The organism is Sinobaca sp. TMA16-18 (assembly GCF_059510535.1).
In genome coordinates this window covers 1-16,834 of the sequence record NZ_JCAKFM010000001.1, presented here as the reverse complement: position 1 = coordinate 16,834, position 16,834 = coordinate 1, and the positions used below count along the sequence as shown (strand labels likewise).

The window sequence follows — 16,834 nt, the reverse complement described above, 5'->3', positions numbered from 1 at the left end:
GAGGAGGTTTCAACATTGACGGCAAGGCTCATTTTACTCATTTAATATCCGTGGCCATTGGATCTTTTTCTGCTGACATACTGGAAAATATAAACGTTAATGTTTGGGCATCCAGAGTGATTGGTTGTTTTATTTCTATTCTGGCTGCATTTCCCTTAAATAGAATGTTTAAAATCTTTTAAAGTGATTATGTGCTGTTCATTTTGCGGAACGAATTTTTATAATGGACAGGTTTAAATAAAAGAAAAAAAGGAATGATTATTTATGTACAATAATTACTAAATATTATCAAAGAATCAAAAGTACGTAAAAAGAAAGGATGACAAAACATGCAAAAAAGAAAACTGGGAACGTCAGAACTTGAGGTATCACCACTGGGACTCGGATGCATGGGCATGTCTGAATTTTACGGTACAGGAAATGAAGAAGAATCGATTCAAACGATTCACCACGCGCTTGAACAGGGAGTAACGTTTTTGGATACAGCCGATATGTATGGCGTCGGCCACAATGAGAAGCTGATTGGACGGGCGATTAAAGACCGCCGTGATGACGTAGTTCTGGCAACAAAATTCGGCAATGTTCGTGGAGAGGACGGTTCTTTTAAAGGAGTAAACGGGCATCCGGACTATGTTAAGCAATCATGTGAAGACAGCTTAAAACGCCTGGGAATCGATCATATTGATCTATACTACCAGCATCGTGTGGACCCGGTGGTGCCGATTGAAGAGACCGTCGGGGCGATGGCAGAACTCGTAAAAGAAGGAAAAGTCCGTTATCTGGGATTATCGGAGGCATCTCCAAAGTCGATAAAAAAAGCGAATCAAGAGCATACGATCACTGCGCTGCAGACGGAATATTCGCTCTGGAGCCGTGATGTGGAAGAGGAAATTCTTCCATTGTGCCGGGAACTCGGTATTGGCTTTGTTCCATACAGTCCGCTTGGCCGTGGCTTTTTAACCGGACAGATTAAAACGATCGATGACTTGGAAGAAAATGATTTCCGCCGCTACAATCCGCGCTTCCAAGGCGAAAATTTCCAAAAAAACATTGATCTTGTAAGAAAAGTCGAAGACCTGGCAAAGGAAAAAGGCTGCGATCCATCCCAGCTTGCTTTAGCCTGGCTTCTTGCCCAGGGAGAGGACATTGTGCCCATTCCGGGAACCAAGCGTCGCAAATACGTGGACAGTAACCTTGGAGCGCTGCAGGTGAACGTTTCAAAACAGGATCTTGAACAAATTGATAAAATAGTGCCCCGTGGTGCGTTTGCCGGAGAACGTTACCCTGCAGAACACATGAAAGGTCTTAACGACCAATAACAGATAACACGTAAGAAGCTTGGCATGCGGTTTTTCTACGAGAGAAGCACAGCTAATGGAATCCAGCTGTGCTTTTTCACATGGTACCAATTGAAAGATAAAAGGAGTAGATACTATGACTAATGAACGTCCGTTTGTCATGATCACAGGAGCCTCTTCCGGATTAGGACTGGAACTTGCTAAATTATTTGCTCAGGATGGGTATGATATTGCGATTTCAGGCTCGAGTGAGCGGATTTTTGAAGCAGAATCGACTATCAAAAGCTATAGGGTGGAGGCGTATCCTCTCCAGGCTGATGCCTCTACCTATGAAGGAGTGGAGGCATTCTGGCAGTTTGTAAAAAGCAAAAATAGAAAGCTGGATGCAGCTGTGTTGAATGTCGGTGTTAGTATGGGCGGTTCCTTCCTTGAAAATGATTTAGAAGAAGAGTTAAAGTTGATCGACATTAATATTAAAGGAACGGTGCATATGGCAAAACGCGTCTTGCAGCATATGGTTCCAAATAAAGAAGGAAATATTCTGCTCGTGTCTTCTGTCTCAGCGACGCTACCGACTCCGTATGAAACAGTATACGGACCCTCTAAAGCATTTGGATTTATGTTCGCGGAATCGCTGAGAGAAGAGTTAAAAGAAACAGGAGTCAATGTAACAGCGATGCTTCCTGGTGCGACCAATACAGATTTCCATCATAACGCCGGCATGGATTCTACGTACTTCGGCGACGAGAGAAACAAAAACGACAAAGAATTAGTCGCGCAACAGGGCTACGAAGCGTTTAAGAATAAAGTAGATCACGTCGTTTGCGGGGATGAAGCGACGAAACAAGAAGCGGAAGACAATCGAACAACACCGGAAGAGGTAAAAGCTGCGGCCCATGCGAAAAAAGCAAAACCGCAATAACTAAAAAGAAGCTGCCGGTGAGCAGCTTCTTTTTAGTTATTCTACAGGTTGTACTTTATACACTTCCCGGGAAACAACGAGATTCTCTGTATTTTCGCGGTAGGCCTGGTAATGATCAGTCTGAATGTGCTGCTGAACGGCTTCTTCATCTTTCCACTTTTCCGAAAAGATAAGCACCTATCCATATTCCAGCAGCAGACTAAATTTCATGTTTATCTTCTCCTTTTCAAGACAAACTTAATATCCTGCCGTGATATGCATTCTGCGTAGACACACAAAAAACCTTCACCGCTGAGTCGGTGAAGGTACACAAAAAAGCCTTCACCTGTCTCATAGGTAAAGGTCTCGCTAACAGCATACTGGCTGCCAATAAAACCGGGGATTTCTCCCGTCCTGACGATTTTATTGAAAAAGCTACTCCCCTTTTTCCAAAGGATATCAAGTTATTTCTTATAATGTACTCTTCTCTAACGAACATGTCAATCTTAATTATTCTGGCTGGTGGACCAAGTTTTCTGGAAGCATGCTTTACTTACGGGGATGGTGCAGTACCCGGCATTGTGGCCCGGATTTTCAAGATCATGTGTCACAATATCAAGAGACGTTCTCCATGAAATAACGCCTCACACAGCAGTTGATTTTACTTTTATGTTGGATAGAGTACTGCGGCGTGGAGGCTTATAAGAGATAAACTGAGAGAAATTTCAGTTTTATCAGTGAAGTTCCTCAAATGGAACCAGACCATTTGAGAGCAGTCTTCAGCTGACACTAAAGGGACCAAACGACAGAAACATACCCAAGTGAAAAAGGAATAAGGCAAGAAGTATTACTGTGTACAGAAGCATAATCATAGAGGTACTTTTTTGGCTGTCTAATACATAGTATTTCACTAAAAGAAAGGAGCGGGAGAAATAGAAAACAAACGTGAAAATAATGAACATCGTTCCAAGTGGATAGGTAATCGACCGCCATGAACCCAGGTAGGAATAAAAAGAAAAACTGAGATTATAAAGCAAAATACATAGAATAGAGAGTGTCACCATATCACTGAAAATTTTCTGCGTACTTCTTTCAGTCGCAGAGTAACGCCTGCTGAACCAGCGGATCACATAAAAGTTCACAAGCACGGCTGGAACACTTAGCACAAACAATGTTTGTCCCAAAAAAATGTACATAAATATTCCCATGGTTTCATAAACAGGAAGAAGAGTTCCCATAATGATTAGGTTAACCGCATATAAGACAAAGACAAGCAAAAAAAGGAACAAAATGAGGAGAATGATACTGTTTATAATCGTTAAATGATGATCTTTCTTAATATTTTTTCTGGGAGCGCTCAAGGCGTTTACAAAAAAAGCCCACATGGTTAGTTTCTTATCACCGGATTTTGTCATAATAGCTCCTTTTTACCTGAAATGAAATGGGCATGCCTAATTGAACAGTGAAAAGCAGAGAGACCGCTTATAATAGTTCTCTTTTAGTCAACTACTAGATATATTCGATGCCCGGTATAGAATTCCTTTCTCCAAAAACAAAGGCGGGCGCTGAAAAGAGTGAAGCTGATCAGAAGATTTATGGAACCAATAGATTAATGCGGCTGTATTTTAACGGAAAATAAGAAAAGCAAAAGGAAAAAAACAGTACCTAATCCACAATTTTGAGGCCTAAAAGAGCCGCAAACTGCAGGGCCTGATGACTGGAGACTTTGCAGCCGAATAGATTATCGGGCGAGATTGTGAGGGAATCAAACCTGGAGGTACTAATGTCGATTCCTTTTAATGATGTCTGTTCAAAGTTGGCATCCGTAATGTTACAGGAGTTGAAGACGACATTCTTAAACAGACAGTCAAAAAAGTCGGTATTCACTAATGAACTGTCCTGAAAAGAGGTTTTCTCGCATTTGGATTCACCAAACGCTGCGAGGTTTAACAGGGAGTGTTCAAATGACACGTGACCGAATCGGGACTCGGTGAAGTTTACGCCTGTCAGCTTACAGCTGTGGAACACGACGCGGTGAATGGAAGAATGGCTTAAATCAGCGTTGGAGAAATCACAGTTTTCAAACTGCACGTCGGTAATGTCGATATCCCGGAAAAATGTGTGCGAGAACCGGGAGTTTTTGATAATCATTTTTGACAAACGGGCACGAGGAAGCGATTCTGCTTCAAACAAAGAATCGGTGATCGAGCAGAGCTCGAGCTCTCGATCTTCTTCCATTAGAATATCGCTGAAACTTCTCGTAAAAAGGTGGTTCGGAATGGCAGGGGCATTTATTTTCATACTAAAACCTCTCTCTGCGTGTATTGTATTACTATAGGAAAGAAACACAAATAAAAACAGACTATATTTTTTGTGCAAGGTATGAGCAAAGGTTATTATATCCATTATAATTTCACATACTTTAATATTTTTAAAATAAAATAAGCAGTAAACAGATAAAACTACTTGAGAAATTACATATAAATTCATTTGTCTATATATGATAAAGTTAAAGAAAAACCTGAGGCGGGGGAATCGCAATGCACATAATAGAACGCCATCAGTTCTGGATATGGCTTCTGCTTTTAATAGGGGCATGGGGATCGATTTTATTTACACCGTCTTCGCTGTGGGACCTGCCGCTGAAAGCACTGCTCGCTGCTTTGTTTTTTGGGGTGTTTTTTCTGCTGCCGCTTGCAAACGAGCACATGAAAATACAGGCGGGGCTCATCTTTCTACTGGGGCTGGTGGCTGCTGCAGCGGCATGGCCGGAGGGGACGACGATGCCCGTATATGAACTGCTGCTTGTTTACACCCTCTTGGGCGGCCTGGCTGTGTTTTATCTGCCGGCTGCATACGCTGCGGCAGCGGGTGCTGGGTTTATCGTTCTGGCGGTGCTTTCCGGGCTGCCGGGTAACCTTAGCTTTTTTCTGTTGTACATACTGACGGCCGGTACGGGACTGATTATGTATACGTATATGTATCGGAAGGAACAGAGAATGTCCCGGCGCAATGAAATCCTGTTCACTGATTTTCGAAAAATGAAGCGTTCCCTGATTTCAGGTGAACAGGCCGTGCGTCGTGAAGAGCGGACGCAGATTGCCAGGGAAATTCATGATTCGGTGGGCCATAAATTAACCGCATTACTCATGCAGCTGGAAGTATTCCGGATCCAGGCCCCGGAAAAACAGGAAGAGGTACAGGCGCTGAAGGAGCTGGCCAATGAAAGCCTGGAAGAAACGAGATCGGCGGTGAAGTCATTAAAGCGTGAGGAAAGTTCCGGGCTGCCGGCGATTCTTCTGCTTATCCGCAAGCTGGAGGCAGAAAGCGTTGTAACGATCGATTTTACGATAAAACAGAGAGCACTTACCGCTCCGTTGAGCAACGTCCAGTCTATTGCCGTGTATAGAGGCGTACAGGAAGCGATTACGAACGCGATGAAGCATGGCAGTTCCAACCAGATAAGCATTACTTTCGAGGCACCGGGCGGTCATATTTTCCGTTTTATCGTAAGAAATTTTATAAAATCGGAGATGTTTCAAAAAGAAGGTTTTGGCCTTTCCTCGATGCGAGAAAGAATGGAAGAAGCCGGTGGAAGTTTACGCATTGAAATATATAACAAAGAATTTATAGTAACGGGAACGCTGCCATTAGGGCAGGGAGGGGGTGCAGACTATGATTCATATACTGCTGGCCGAAGATCAGAAGATGGTTCGACAGGGATTGAAAGTTATGATTGAAACGGACGAATCTATGCTGGTGAGCGGGGAAGCGGCAACGGGTCTGGAAGCCGTCGAATTATGCGAAAGCGGCAACCGCTATGATATTGCGATTCTCGATATCCGAATGCCGGTTATGGATGGGTTAAAAGCCGCTAAAAAACTGCACGAAGACTACCCGCAGATGAAAATTCTCATGCTGACGACGTTTAACGATGACGAGTATGCAATTGAAGCGTTAAAAAACGGAGCGAGGGGCTACCTGCTGAAAAATGCCGACACGGAGGAGTTGATCCGCTCGATCCATACCTGCCTGGAAGGAGGACTCGTTCTCGAAAGCCATGTGGCGGCCAAAGTACTTCCTAATTTAATCGGTCGCAGCCCTCAGGAAAAGCAGTTTCTGGATCCGTCATTGACCGAACGGGAAGTGTCGCTCATCTGCTGCGTCGGAAAAGGAATGAACAATAAAGAAATAGCGGACACCCTTTATCTTTCTATCGGTACAGTAAAAAATCAAATCAGCGTAATTCTCGAAAAACTGGAGCTTCGGGATCGTACCCAGCTTGCTATTTATGCAATCCGCAATCAGATGGTATAAACAGATGACTAAAGTCATTTAAAAACGCAGCATAGATGACAAAAGACAGTGGGAGCACTGTCTTTTTGTGTATACACTACATATAACAACAAAAAAGGAGGTACGTCTATGCTGGAGGTAGAGAATGTGTCCAAATCATTTAAAGGCAGAAATGTAGTCGAGGGAATAAATCTTTATTTGGAAAAAGGCGAATCAATTGGACTGCTCGGGCCGAACGGAGCCGGGAAATCAACGACTATTTCTATTATTTCATCGCTCATTAAGCCGGGCAGCGGCGATGTGAAGCTGAATGGAAGCAGTGTAATAAAAAAGCCTTCGATAATCCGGAAAGTAATTGGCATTGTGCCGCAGGATATTGCCTTGTATGAAGAACTGTCCGCCTACGAAAACCTGCTTTTCTTCGGCCGGATGTACGGCATGAGCAAAACCGGCCTGGAAACGAAAATTCAAGAAGTCTGTAAACTGGTCGGGTTGGAAGACCGCCAAAAAGATATTGTCAAAACGTATTCCGGCGGGATGAAAAGACGGGTAAACATTGCGGCAGCCCTCCTGCACGATCCGGAAATTTTAATTATGGACGAACCGACGGTCGGTATCGATCCCCAGTCCCGAAGCTATATTCTGGAAATGATCCGCAGCTTAAATATAGAAAAAGGGATGACCGTATTGTACACGAGCCATTACATGGAGGAAGTCGAACGGCTCTGTGACAGAGTGTATATTATGGATCACGGGAAAATTATTTCCTCCGGTACAAAAGAAGAGTTGAAAAATATTTTATCTGCCGAAGAGACCATTTATATCGATTTTGACCGGGTATATCCAGCGATGTATCAAGAACTGCAGCATCATAATGACGTGCTGCGGGCCTCGGAAACCGAGCATGGCCTGAAGCTGATTGTGCCAAAAGGAAGCCGCCTGCTTAGCCGTATCTTCCAAATTACCGAGCGTCATAAAGCACAGGTCACTAATGTGAACGTCAGCGTTCCGTCACTCGAAGATGTATTTCTGCATTTAACAGGACGTAAACTTCGTGATTAGGAGGGGACAAATGTGAAGCCTTTTCTTATCAAAGATTTTAAAATAATGCTCCGCGACCGCTCTGAGCTCGTTGCTCTGCTGCTTATGCCTTTTATCATTATGGGAATACTCGGTACGGCATTAAGCGGTGTGATGGAAGGCGATACGTCTTCGATTGATATTCAGCTGGCTGTAGTCTACGAGGACGTTCAGGAGGAGGGTATTGCGGCTTTTCAGGAGCAGTTGCAGAACAGCGGACTGCCTCCGGAAGCAGAAGGTGAATTAGCTGCTGCTGCAGAGAATACGAATCCGGCCGGGTTGTTGGATAATATGCTGGAAGATCCGGAATTGGCGGACATGATACACGTGCAGACGATGGAGCGGGAAGAAGCAGAAACAGCCGTTCGTGCAGGGGATATAGATGCCGTGCTTACCTTCCCGGAACATTTTACGGAAGAGACGCTGAACAACATGTTAATGAATAAAGGAAACGGCAGCGAAATGCAGCTGCTTATAAGTGATGAGAGCTCTATTAATACCACAATTCTGAAAGATCTGCTGGCAGGTTTTACAGATAACCTTAATACCGAAAGTGCGATTGCTGCTGCCGGAGGAGCCGAGGCTGCTGTATCCCCTGCTCCGATAGAAGTCGGCGGGACTGAATCAGTATCCCAAAATGAGCCGGTCAGCGCGATGCAGTACTACTCCATCGGCATGGCTGTCATGTTTGTCCTTTATGTAGCAGGTACTATAGCGGGTAAGGCATTCGTAGAAAAACAGCAGCAGGTGTATAACAGAATTATTTTATCGGGAACAAGTCCCTGGAAATACCTGGCGGGAAAAATCATAGCCACTGCTGTGATTGCTTTTGTGCAGCTGACAATTCTTTTTATTCTGTCCGCTCTCGTATTTCGAACCTTTGAACTAAGTTCCCTTTCCTTTTGGATGGGCATGCTCGGCATTTCTGCTGTTCTGGCGGCCTGTGTAGGGGGGATGGGCGGCTTATTGACCTCCTTATCGATTCGGACCGAATCAGATACGGCCTCAGGAATTTTTACAGGCGTGATTGTCACGCTGTTTGCGTTTGCGGGAGGCAGTTTCTTTCCGCTGGAAGGAATGCCCGCATTTATCAGCGCCTTTGGCAGCTGGACGCCTAATGGAGCCGCGATGAACGCTTATTTACGATGGGTGCAGGGATTTGGATGGAGTGAGCTCGCAGGACCATTTATGCAGATCGGCATCGTTTCGCTCGCGGCAGTCTTTATCAGCTTCCTGATCTTTCCAAGAAGGAGGTCGGTGTCCTCATGAAAGCAATATTCCTTTTACAGTGGAAAAGGCTGCGGCGGATGCCGTATCTTGTTCTCACATTTTTCGCTCTGACACTGCTGTTTGTCTTTTTCTTAGGCAGTAACGGCCCTGGAGGGCAGATGGAAGTTAATGCATACATGGGGGAGAATGTGCAGGAAGCAGAGGCTGCCGGCTGGATAGACAGACTTAACGCCTCGGATTCCTTTCATTTTGAACTGGTGGATGAAGATCGGGCACGCAGTGAGATTATGGACGGAAGCCGGAACATGGCGCTTGAAATAAGAGAAAATGACTACCGCATGCTTGTTGCGGTGGAAGACCAGAACCACCAGCTTGTCGACAGCTATGTGAACCAGGTGTTTCGGGAAGAGCAGCGGCTGCAGCAGGCAGAAGAGCAGACAGGAGCGACTGATCTAAGAGAACAGGTGGAAGAAGAAATGGACAATCCGCCGCTCGATTTAACGATCAATTCAGTAAGCGGGGAAGAAAGCGGGTTTGTGTATAACGCGAGTCTGCAGGCGCTGTTTGGGATGACGCTGTTTTTCTCCATGTATACGATCATGTTCAGTCTTTCCAACGTTGCAGACGAAAAGCGGCAGGGCACATGGGATCGGATGATTGTGTCGCCGCTCCGGAAATGGGAAGTGTATGGAGGGCATCTGGCGTACTGTTTTGTACTCGGTATGCTGCAGATTATGATGATCTTTGTATTCTTTGAATGGGTGCTTGGTTATGACGTTAATATTCCAATCGGAGTCATAGCCGTCATCACAGCCTGCTATACGTTTGCCGTGGTGTCTGTCGGTATGCTGTTGATCGGGCTCGTCCGTACGACCCAGCAGCTGCGGGCGGTTATTCCGATCGTCGTAACATCCATGGCGATGCTCGGAGGAGCATTCTGGCCGCTTGAAATCGTCTCGAATTCGTTTGTGCTTGCGCTCTCCAAAGGGACGCCGATATACTACGGGGTCCAGGCTCTATATGATGCGTCGGCACTTGGTTACGGTATTTCCGGCCTGGCCGGCCATTTATCTCTGCTCGTGCTGTTTGGCGTTCTCTGCATGGGTATTGGCATCAATCTAATGGAACGCAGAAGTTAAAAAAGCAGAAACCCTCCGTTTCACAGGGTTTCTGCTTTTTCGTTTACAATTACAGCATTTGACTGACAGTTTTCGGATGCATGTGCTGGATAAGGTAGTCGGGACCGCCTGCTTTAGCATCAGTTCCTGACATTTTAAAGCCGCCGAACGGATGATACCCGACAATGGCGCCGGTGCAGTTGCGGTTAAAATACAGGTTACCAACGTGAAAACGCTGCTTTGCGTATTCCAAATGTTCGATCGTTCGGGAAATAACTGCGCCGGTTAACCCGTATTCGGTGTTGTTGGCTATGTGAATTGCCTGTTCATAGCTCTCGGCTGACGTAAAGGCCACGACCGGTCCGAATATTTCTTCCTGCATAAGCCGGGAGTCGGGGTCTGCATCCGCAAACACGGTCGGCTGGATAAAGTAGCCGGTGGAGTCATCGCTTTCCCCGCCTGCAACAAGGCGTGCTTCCCTTCGCCCAATCTCAATGTAACCGGTAATTTTATCAAAGGCTTTCTGGTTTACAACAGGCCCCATGTAGTGGTTGGAGTCTACGGGATCACCAACAGTCAGGCGCCTGGTACGCTCTTCGATTATGCTGAGCAGCTCCTCGTATACGTCCTGATGGGCGATAACGCGGGAGCCGGCGGAACACTTCTGGCCGGAAAAGCCGAAGGCGGACTGAATCACCGCTTCTGCTGCCACCTCAAGATCGGCGTCGCTGTCGACAACAATGGTATCCTTGCCGCCCATTTCGATAATAACCCGCTTTAAATGAAATTGGTTTTCCTGAATAACAGCTGCGCGGTTATAAATGCGCGTACCGGTCGCACGGGAGCCGGTAAAGCTGATAATCGACGTTTTTGGATGATCCACCATATAATCGCCGATCACTTCCGGGTCACCGGGCACAAAGTTGACGACGCCTTTTGGGACGCCCGCTTCGTGGAGAATATTAATAAATGCAGCAGCGATGACAGGCGTCGGTTCGGCGGGCTTCAGCAGGACTGTATTGCCGCTCACAAGTGGTGCTACCGTGATGCCCACCATAATCGCACAGGCGAAATTCCACGGCGGAATCGACACCGTCACGCCGATCGGCTGATACACATACTGATTGTACTCACCATCACGGCTGTTAATCGGTTTGCCGTTTTTAAGCTCGATCATCTGCCGGGCGTAGTATTCCATAAAGTCGATCGCTTCGGCTGTATCTGCGTCTGCTTCTTTCCAGGGTTTGCCGGCTTCTTTCACGAGCAGGGCGGAAAATTCATGTTTGCGGCGGCGCATAATGGCTGCCGCCCGAAACAGCAGTTCTGCCCGTGCTTCTGGATTTGTGTACCGCCAGCTTTCAAATGCCGTGGAGGCAGCCTCGAAGGCCTGATCAATATGAGCGGTCGTCGCTTTGGATACACGTCCAATGACTTCGTCTTTATGAGCCGGGTTCGTGGAGACCAGTTTATCTTCAGTCGTCACCGCCTCTCCATTGATCACAAGCGGATAGTCGCGGCCGAGGGACTGCTCGACCTGCTGCAGCGCCCGGCTGAATGCCTGCTGGTTCGTTTCGTCGGTGAAATCAGTAAACGGTTCGTGTTTGTATGGGATGTACATTATATGACCTCCTTAGTTTGTAGTAAAAACGTCTTCGATTTGGGAAATCGCCCAGTCCAGGTCTTCCTGCTCAATGACGAGCGGCGGGGCAAAGCGGATGACCGTTTCATGTGTTTCCTTGCAGAGCAGGCCTTTTTCTTTAAGTTGTTCACAGTATGGACGAGCCGGTACGGTAAGTTCCAGGCCGATAAAAAGGCCGCGGCCGCGCACTTCTTTAATAATCGGATTCTGGATGCTGCTCAGCTTGTTTTTAAAATAAGTGCCAAGCTCCAGGGAGCGCTCCGCCAGGTGTTCTTCTTCCAATACCTCAAGCGCAGCGATCGATACGGCGCAGGCAAGTGGATTGCCGCCGAACGTAGAGCCGTGGGAGCCGGGGGTGAATACGCTGAGAATGTCGTGGTCGGCTGCGACGCAGGATATAGGAAAGACCCCGCCTCCGAGTGCTTTGCCGAGAATATACATATCAGGTACGACGTTTTCCCAGTCGCAGGCAAACGTTTTCCCCGTCCGGCCGAGTCCGGCCTGAATTTCATCTGCTACAAATAGAACATTATGTTCCTGGCAGATTGCATACGCTTCTTTTAGAAAGCCTTCAGGCGGAATAACAATACCCGCTTCTCCCTGAATCGGTTCGACCAGAAAAGCAGCGGTCTGCGGCGTGATGGCCTCCCGCAGCGCTGCAGCGTCTCCATAAGGGATCAGTTTAATGCCGGGCAGTACCGGCCCGAAGGCCTGCTTGTTTTCCTCTTCAGAAGAGAGGGACACGGCAGCCATCGTTCTGCCATGGAAATTACTGTTACATGCAATAATTTCTGCACGGTTTCGCTCAATTCCTTTTTTTTCATAGCCCCAGCGGCGGACGGCTTTTATAGCTGTTTCCACCGCTTCAGCTCCCGTGTTCATCGGCAGGATCATATCTTTATTTGTTAATGCGGCCACTTTTTCATAAAACGGTGCCAGCGGCTCGCTGTGAAAAGCACGCGACGTGAGGGTTACTTTTTCCGCCTGCTCCTGCAGGGCACGAATAATTTTAGGGTGGCAATGGCCCTGGTTCACGGCAGAGTAAGCACTCAGCATATCAATGTAGCGGTTTCCTTCCGGATCCTCGACCCATACCCCGTTGGCCTTGGAAATAACAATCGGAAGCGGCTTGTAGTTATGGGCGCCGTACTGTTCTGTCTGTTCAATAATGGAAGCGGTTGAAATGGAGGCTGTCATTTTACTCTCTCCTTTATATAGATGAAATGTAACGTTTCCTGAAAAATATCTTTTCTAACAGAGCTTTTCCCCAAAGAGGGAACCGATTAAATCGACCGCGGCTTTAGCCGTGCGGTTTTTTTCGTCCAATATAGGATTAACTTCTACAAAATCAGCGGACGTAATGATTTCTGCTTCGGCGAGCATTTCCATCGCCAGGTGGCTCTCCCGGTAGCTGAGTCCGCCGACGACCGGTGTACCGACACCCGGGGCATGCTGGGGATCAAGCGCATCCAGATCAAGACTTAAATGGACGCTGTCTGTTTTGTCCTTTAAATAGGAAATGGCTTCTTCCATCATTACGCTCATGCCGTGCCGGTCTATTTCATGCATCGTATACACCCGGATGCCGAGCTGTTTAATTAACTGTTTTTCGCCTTCATCAAGCGCACGGGCTCCAAAGAGGACGATATTTTCGGGGCGGAGCTTAGCCCGGCTGCCGCCGATATGGGTGAGCCTTTCTTCGCCAAGCCCGAGCGCAGCGGCAAGCGGCATGCCGTGAATATTGCCGGACGGGGAGGTGTCGCTCGTATTCAGGTCGGCGTGGGCGTCATACCAGATCACGCCCGGGTTTTCATAATGGCCGGCCACCCCGGCGACCGATCCGATGGCGATGCTGTGATCTCCCCCAAGAGTAAGAGGAAAGCTGCCGGAGGCGATGGTTCTGGATACCTGTTCCGCCAGCCGGGTATTTACATCAACGACCTGGCCCAGATTCCGCAGGCTTTCGGTTGTCCCGGCAGTATGCAGCGGGGGTGTAAGGTCCCCAAGATCTATCACGGTGTGGCCGAGATTCTGAAGCCGTTCAACGACGCCGGCGTAGCGGATAGCACTCGGTCCCATATCAACCCCTCGTCTCTGCTGGCCTAAATCCATAGAAGCGCCAATAATACTAATATGTTTCATCGTTGTCCTCCTTTAACATATGTAAGACTCTCTTGTTAGTAATGCAATATACGTGCCAACTTAATGGTATCTAAAAAAAACGAAGCTGAATGAACAGCTCCGGTTTTCTACACTAATATTTTTTGGATCCCGAGTTTTTTCAGGCGGTACTGCAGGCTCTGGCGGCTGAGGCCTAGCACCTCCGCGGCCTGTTTAATATTGTAGTTGTTTTTTTCGAGTACCTGCTTGACATACTGCTTTTCTGCTTGAAATAAATACTCATGAAGCCCGGGAGACCCCTCGACGAAGGGAATGTCTGCAGGAGCTTGTTGTTCAACGGGAGAGGTTATCGATGTCCCTTTTGAAACAGGACGGTTTCGAAAAGGAAAGGGAAGGTGCTTTGTGTCAATCCGCTTTTCTGTTTCCATTACGTTCATCGCGCCTTCAATTACATGCTCAAGCTCCCGCACATTTCCCGGCCAGCTGTGCTGCTGAAACAGCTGATCTACTGCCGGTTCCAGCCCTTGGACGTGCAGCTGGAATAAATGATTGTATTTGGATATAAAAAATTCGGCCAGAGGTGCAATATCGGCCCGGCGCTCCTGAAGCGGCGGAATAAACAAGGTAACTACCCCAAGCCGGTAGTATAAGTCTTTGCGCAGCCGGTTTTCGGTAATCGCATCGATTGGATCTTCGTTCATTGTGGCGATAATACGGATGTTCACTTCGATGTCCTTCGTTCCGCCTATCCGCCGGATCGTCCGTTCCTGCAGCACCCGCAGCAGCTTGGACTGCAGGTGGGGGCTTAAAGAATTCAGTTCATCGAGAAGCAGCGTCCCGCCTTCCGCCTGTTCAAACAGGCCCGGTCTGTCAGCAGCACCGGTGAACGCCCCTTTGTTTGTACCGAATAAAATACTCTCAATCAGGCTGTCCGGCAGCGCTGCGCAGTTCTGGCTGATAAATGGTTTGGAAGCGCGGCTGCTTTCGTTATGAATGCTCTGGGCAAATATTTCTTTTCCGGTACCGGTTTCCCCGATAATTAAGACAGAAGACGTAGTCCGTGTGGCACGTTTTGCGAATTCAACGGCTTCTATGAGTTCGCGGCTGTTTCCGATGATGTGCTGAAATGTGTACCGGCGGCTGCTTTGACTGCGGTTTTCCTGGAGAATCCGTTCGAGCTTCGTAATGTCTTTGGCAATTTCCACTGCTCCGATAATACGGCCGTTTTCCCGCACGGGGAAGGTGTGGTTTACTGTAGTGATTTCCGCGCCCTGGTTATTTAAATAGGTCTGGCGGGGCCTGCGGGACTCGGTGCCTTCACGCCATGCCTGCTCGAGGGTGCTGTCGTGCCCTTCATTAAAAGCAAATACATCGGAAATATTACGGTACAGCACATCACAGCTGTTCATGTTTTCAATCTGCGCCATTTTTTCATTGTAGATAACGGTTTTTCCCATATCATCTACGACATGAATGCCAAGATCGATATGTTGAATCAATGCCTGGTATATCGTTTCCGGAAGGACCATCGTTTATCCCTGCTTTCTAAACAAATGCCAAAATTTTTTTCTTAAGAATTAATATTTATATAAATAGTAGCACGAGGGAGGAGGGATGCAAAATAATTTGTGAAGATTATACAGGGTAAAACAAAAACAGACAGGGTTTCCTGTCTGTAAAAGGTGATATTATTGTTCCTTCATAAGCTTTTGCACCATTTGTTCAGCAATAGCGTGTCTTTGGGCATCCGCTTCGTAACCTGTATAGGAGGCACCGCCTTTGTGCACCGCATCAATAAACGCAGCGGTAACGCCGAAAAACCCCCGCTTCTGGAGCATCGGCTCCCAGTCGTTCATGGAATGCTTGATAATTTGTTTATTTTGATGAGTGGCGACATCATTGATGTTGTGAACAACTCTTGTTTCGCTCTCGCTCATCAGCTCGACTTTTTCCTCGGTCGTGCCCGCGTTGCGGTTCATAATACCGATGGCGGTTCCTTCTTTGGCTTCGAGTTCGAGCACTACGTGGTGAACAAGCCCGTCTTTCTGTACGCCGCGGGTCCGAATTTCCTGAATCTCATAAGGGAATAAGTACAGAAGGGTATCAATTACGTGTATAAAGTCCTCTACAATAAACGTGCGGTAATCAGCGGCCTGATGGTCTCTGTTTTTCTGCATAATGATCATGTTTGGATCCGCTACTTCTTTTAACGCTTGATAAGGCTTAGCATACCGGCGGTTGAATCCAACCATAAGGATTAAGTTATTATCTTTTGCTTTTGCCAGCAGTCGTTTGGAAGCACTGCCGTAAAAAGTGATCGGCTTGTCAATATAAACGTGGATCCCGTGGTCAAGAAGCTCGTCAATAATAGCCTCATGGGCCTCGGTGGCCGTACTTACAAAGGCGGCTTCAATACCGCTTTCCATCCATTTCTTTCGATCGGTAAATATTTCACGGACAGGAAATGTGGCAGCGGCTTCCTCTAGAGCTTCCCGGTTTCTGGAGCATAAGTACAACTCTACGTCTTTTGTTTGAATGAGCGCCGGCAGGTAGGCTTTTTTAGCAATATCCCCGATGCCGATTAATCCTATTTTCATGTTTTTCCCTCATCTCAGCTATTAGTGTACTCCTCTTATAAATACCCTCCTTTTCCAGGAATGAACCGCAGCGGTGGAAAAGCATAGAAAAAGCGGACAGGTGTGAGCCTGTCCGCTTTGTTGTATTAAGAAGAGGGGGAAGTAGTTGTTGAAATCTCAGTCAGTTTTCTTTTATCTGGGGTAATCGGCTTGACGTTCTCGCGGTTGGCCAGGAATTCCGGACGCGGCGGCTGCCCGGAGAACGGGTGGGTGAGTTGGTTTTCCATCGAGTTGAACACGAAAAACACGTTGCTGCGTGCATACGGGGAAATGTTCCCGGACGAGCCGTGCATGGTGTTGCAGTCAAAAAACAGTACCGAGCCGGCCGGACCGGTGGCCCGGTCAATGCGGCCGCCGGCTTTATCGACGAGCCAGCTCATGCTGTCGTTGTCCGGCACGCCGCTTTCCTGCTTCTGCAGCGACGACTTGTAGTTGTCCTTCGGCGTCTCGCCCGGGCAGGAAATGTACCATTTCTGCGAGCCCGGGACGAGCATCAGCGGGCCGTTGAACTCGTA

The 16,834-nt window shown here is 47.4% G+C and carries 16 protein-coding genes; 8 read left to right on the top strand and 8 right to left on the bottom strand.

The annotated features are described in order from the left end of the window. Nucleotides 1-329: 329 nt before the first annotated feature. Nucleotides 330-1,319 carry an aldo/keto reductase gene (locus tag AC5W14_RS00080; RefSeq protein ID WP_496193414.1) on the top strand — a complete coding sequence of 330 codons (990 nt, stop codon included), beginning with the start codon at nucleotides 330-332 and terminating at the stop codon, nucleotides 1,317-1,319. A gap of 115 nt (nucleotides 1,320-1,434) precedes the next feature. Next, nucleotides 1,435-2,220, top strand: a complete 786-nt coding sequence (locus AC5W14_RS00075) for an SDR family NAD(P)-dependent oxidoreductase (RefSeq protein WP_496193413.1) — start codon at nucleotides 1,435-1,437, stop codon at nucleotides 2,218-2,220. 36 nt (nucleotides 2,221-2,256) lie between these two features. Here the strand turns inward: AC5W14_RS00075 and AC5W14_RS00070 are convergent, their stop codons facing one another. Continuing rightward, nucleotides 2,257-2,397 carry a putative quinol monooxygenase gene (locus tag AC5W14_RS00070; RefSeq protein WP_496059628.1) on the bottom strand — a complete coding sequence of 47 codons (141 nt, stop codon included), beginning with the start codon at nucleotides 2,395-2,397 and terminating at the stop codon, nucleotides 2,257-2,259. A gap of 324 nt (nucleotides 2,398-2,721) precedes the next feature. On the opposite strand from AC5W14_RS00070, the gene AC5W14_RS00065 reads away from it, so the two are divergent. Then, the gene (locus AC5W14_RS00065; RefSeq protein WP_496059629.1) at nucleotides 2,722-2,904 is read left to right on the top strand and encodes an undecaprenyl-diphosphate phosphatase; all 183 of its coding nucleotides are present in this window, start codon (nucleotides 2,722-2,724) and stop codon (nucleotides 2,902-2,904) included. Between the two features lie 960 nt (nucleotides 2,905-3,864). Here the strand turns inward: AC5W14_RS00065 and AC5W14_RS00060 are convergent. Continuing rightward, nucleotides 3,865-4,500, bottom strand: coding sequence for a pentapeptide repeat-containing protein (locus tag AC5W14_RS00060; RefSeq protein WP_496193412.1), 636 nt, complete (start codon nucleotides 4,498-4,500; stop codon nucleotides 3,865-3,867). Nucleotides 4,501-4,739: 239 nt separating this feature from the next. Here AC5W14_RS00060 and AC5W14_RS00055 point away from each other — a divergent pair, with 239 nt between their 5' ends. The 5 genes from AC5W14_RS00055 (at nucleotide 4,740) to AC5W14_RS00035 (ending at nucleotide 9,944) form a co-directional block, all read left to right on the top strand. Next, the gene (locus tag AC5W14_RS00055) at nucleotides 4,740-5,939 is read left to right on the top strand and encodes a sensor histidine kinase (protein ID WP_496193411.1); all 1,200 of its coding nucleotides are present in this window, start codon (nucleotides 4,740-4,742) and stop codon (nucleotides 5,937-5,939) included. After that, nucleotides 5,875-6,516 carry a response regulator transcription factor gene (locus AC5W14_RS00050; protein WP_496193410.1) on the top strand — a complete coding sequence of 214 codons (642 nt, stop codon included), beginning with the start codon at nucleotides 5,875-5,877 and terminating at the stop codon, nucleotides 6,514-6,516. Before AC5W14_RS00055 ends, AC5W14_RS00050 begins: the two co-directional genes overlap by 65 nt. A gap of 108 nt (nucleotides 6,517-6,624) precedes the next feature. Beyond that, nucleotides 6,625-7,557: an ABC transporter ATP-binding protein gene (locus tag AC5W14_RS00045; RefSeq protein WP_496059633.1), complete on the top strand. Its 933-nt coding sequence runs from the start codon at nucleotides 6,625-6,627 to the stop codon at nucleotides 7,555-7,557. A gap of 12 nt (nucleotides 7,558-7,569) precedes the next feature. Then, nucleotides 7,570-8,844: an ABC transporter permease gene (locus tag AC5W14_RS00040; protein WP_496059634.1), complete on the top strand. Its 1,275-nt coding sequence runs from the start codon at nucleotides 7,570-7,572 to the stop codon at nucleotides 8,842-8,844. Next, on the top strand, nucleotides 8,841-9,944 hold the full coding sequence (locus AC5W14_RS00035) for an ABC transporter permease (RefSeq protein ID WP_496059635.1): 1,104 nt from the start codon (nucleotides 8,841-8,843) through the stop codon (nucleotides 9,942-9,944). The genes AC5W14_RS00040 and AC5W14_RS00035 overlap by 4 nt, the downstream gene beginning before the upstream one ends. Nucleotides 9,945-9,993: 49 nt before the next feature. Here the strand turns inward: AC5W14_RS00035 and pruA are convergent, their stop codons facing one another. The 6 genes from pruA to AC5W14_RS00005 form a co-directional block, all read right to left on the bottom strand. Further along, nucleotides 9,994-11,541: an L-glutamate gamma-semialdehyde dehydrogenase gene (pruA, locus tag AC5W14_RS00030; RefSeq protein WP_496193409.1), complete on the bottom strand. Its 1,548-nt coding sequence runs from the start codon at nucleotides 11,539-11,541 to the stop codon at nucleotides 9,994-9,996. 12 nt (nucleotides 11,542-11,553) lie between these two features. Further along, nucleotides 11,554-12,759: an ornithine--oxo-acid transaminase gene (locus tag AC5W14_RS00025; protein ID WP_496193408.1), complete on the bottom strand. Its 1,206-nt coding sequence runs from the start codon at nucleotides 12,757-12,759 to the stop codon at nucleotides 11,554-11,556. Nucleotides 12,760-12,813: 54 nt separating this feature from the next. Further along, nucleotides 12,814-13,704, bottom strand: a complete 891-nt coding sequence (gene rocF / locus AC5W14_RS00020) for an arginase (RefSeq protein ID WP_496193407.1) — start codon at nucleotides 13,702-13,704, stop codon at nucleotides 12,814-12,816. Nucleotides 13,705-13,811: 107 nt separating this feature from the next. After that, on the bottom strand, nucleotides 13,812-15,212 hold the full coding sequence (locus tag AC5W14_RS00015) for a sigma-54 interaction domain-containing protein (protein ID WP_496193406.1): 1,401 nt from the start codon (nucleotides 15,210-15,212) through the stop codon (nucleotides 13,812-13,814). A gap of 159 nt (nucleotides 15,213-15,371) precedes the next feature. Next, nucleotides 15,372-16,280 (bottom strand): Gfo/Idh/MocA family protein, encoded by a 909-nt coding sequence (locus tag AC5W14_RS00010; protein WP_496059640.1) that lies wholly within the window; start codon nucleotides 16,278-16,280, stop codon nucleotides 15,372-15,374. A 125-nt stretch (nucleotides 16,281-16,405) separates the two neighbouring features. Then, nucleotides 16,406-16,834 (bottom strand): phytanoyl-CoA dioxygenase family protein (locus AC5W14_RS00005; RefSeq protein ID WP_496193405.1); only part of this gene is annotated, 429 nt, incomplete at its 5' end.

Coding starts and splice junctions, on each gene's coding strand:
- AC5W14_RS00080 (WP_496193414.1), top strand. CDS start 330: ATGCAAAAAAGAAAACTGGGAACGTCAGAACTTGAGGTATCACCACTG.
- AC5W14_RS00075 (WP_496193413.1), top strand. CDS start 1,435: ATGACTAATGAACGTCCGTTTGTCATGATCACAGGAGCCTCTTCCGGA.
- AC5W14_RS00060 (WP_496193412.1), bottom strand. CDS start 4,500: ATGAAAATAAATGCCCCTGCCATTCCGAACCACCTTTTTACGAGAAGT.
- AC5W14_RS00055 (WP_496193411.1), top strand. CDS start 4,740: ATGCACATAATAGAACGCCATCAGTTCTGGATATGGCTTCTGCTTTTA.
- AC5W14_RS00050 (WP_496193410.1), top strand. CDS start 5,875: ATGATTCATATACTGCTGGCCGAAGATCAGAAGATGGTTCGACAGGGA.
- AC5W14_RS00045 (WP_496059633.1), top strand. CDS start 6,625: ATGCTGGAGGTAGAGAATGTGTCCAAATCATTTAAAGGCAGAAATGTA.
- AC5W14_RS00035 (WP_496059635.1), top strand. CDS start 8,841: ATGAAAGCAATATTCCTTTTACAGTGGAAAAGGCTGCGGCGGATGCCG.
- pruA (WP_496193409.1), bottom strand. CDS start 11,541: ATGTACATCCCATACAAACACGAACCGTTTACTGATTTCACCGACGAA.
- AC5W14_RS00025 (WP_496193408.1), bottom strand. CDS start 12,759: ATGACAGCCTCCATTTCAACCGCTTCCATTATTGAACAGACAGAACAG.
- rocF (WP_496193407.1), bottom strand. CDS start 13,704: ATGAAACATATTAGTATTATTGGCGCTTCTATGGATTTAGGCCAGCAG.
- AC5W14_RS00015 (WP_496193406.1), bottom strand. CDS start 15,212: ATGGTCCTTCCGGAAACGATATACCAGGCATTGATTCAACATATCGAT.
- AC5W14_RS00010 (WP_496059640.1), bottom strand. CDS start 16,280: ATGAAAATAGGATTAATCGGCATCGGGGATATTGCTAAAAAAGCCTAC.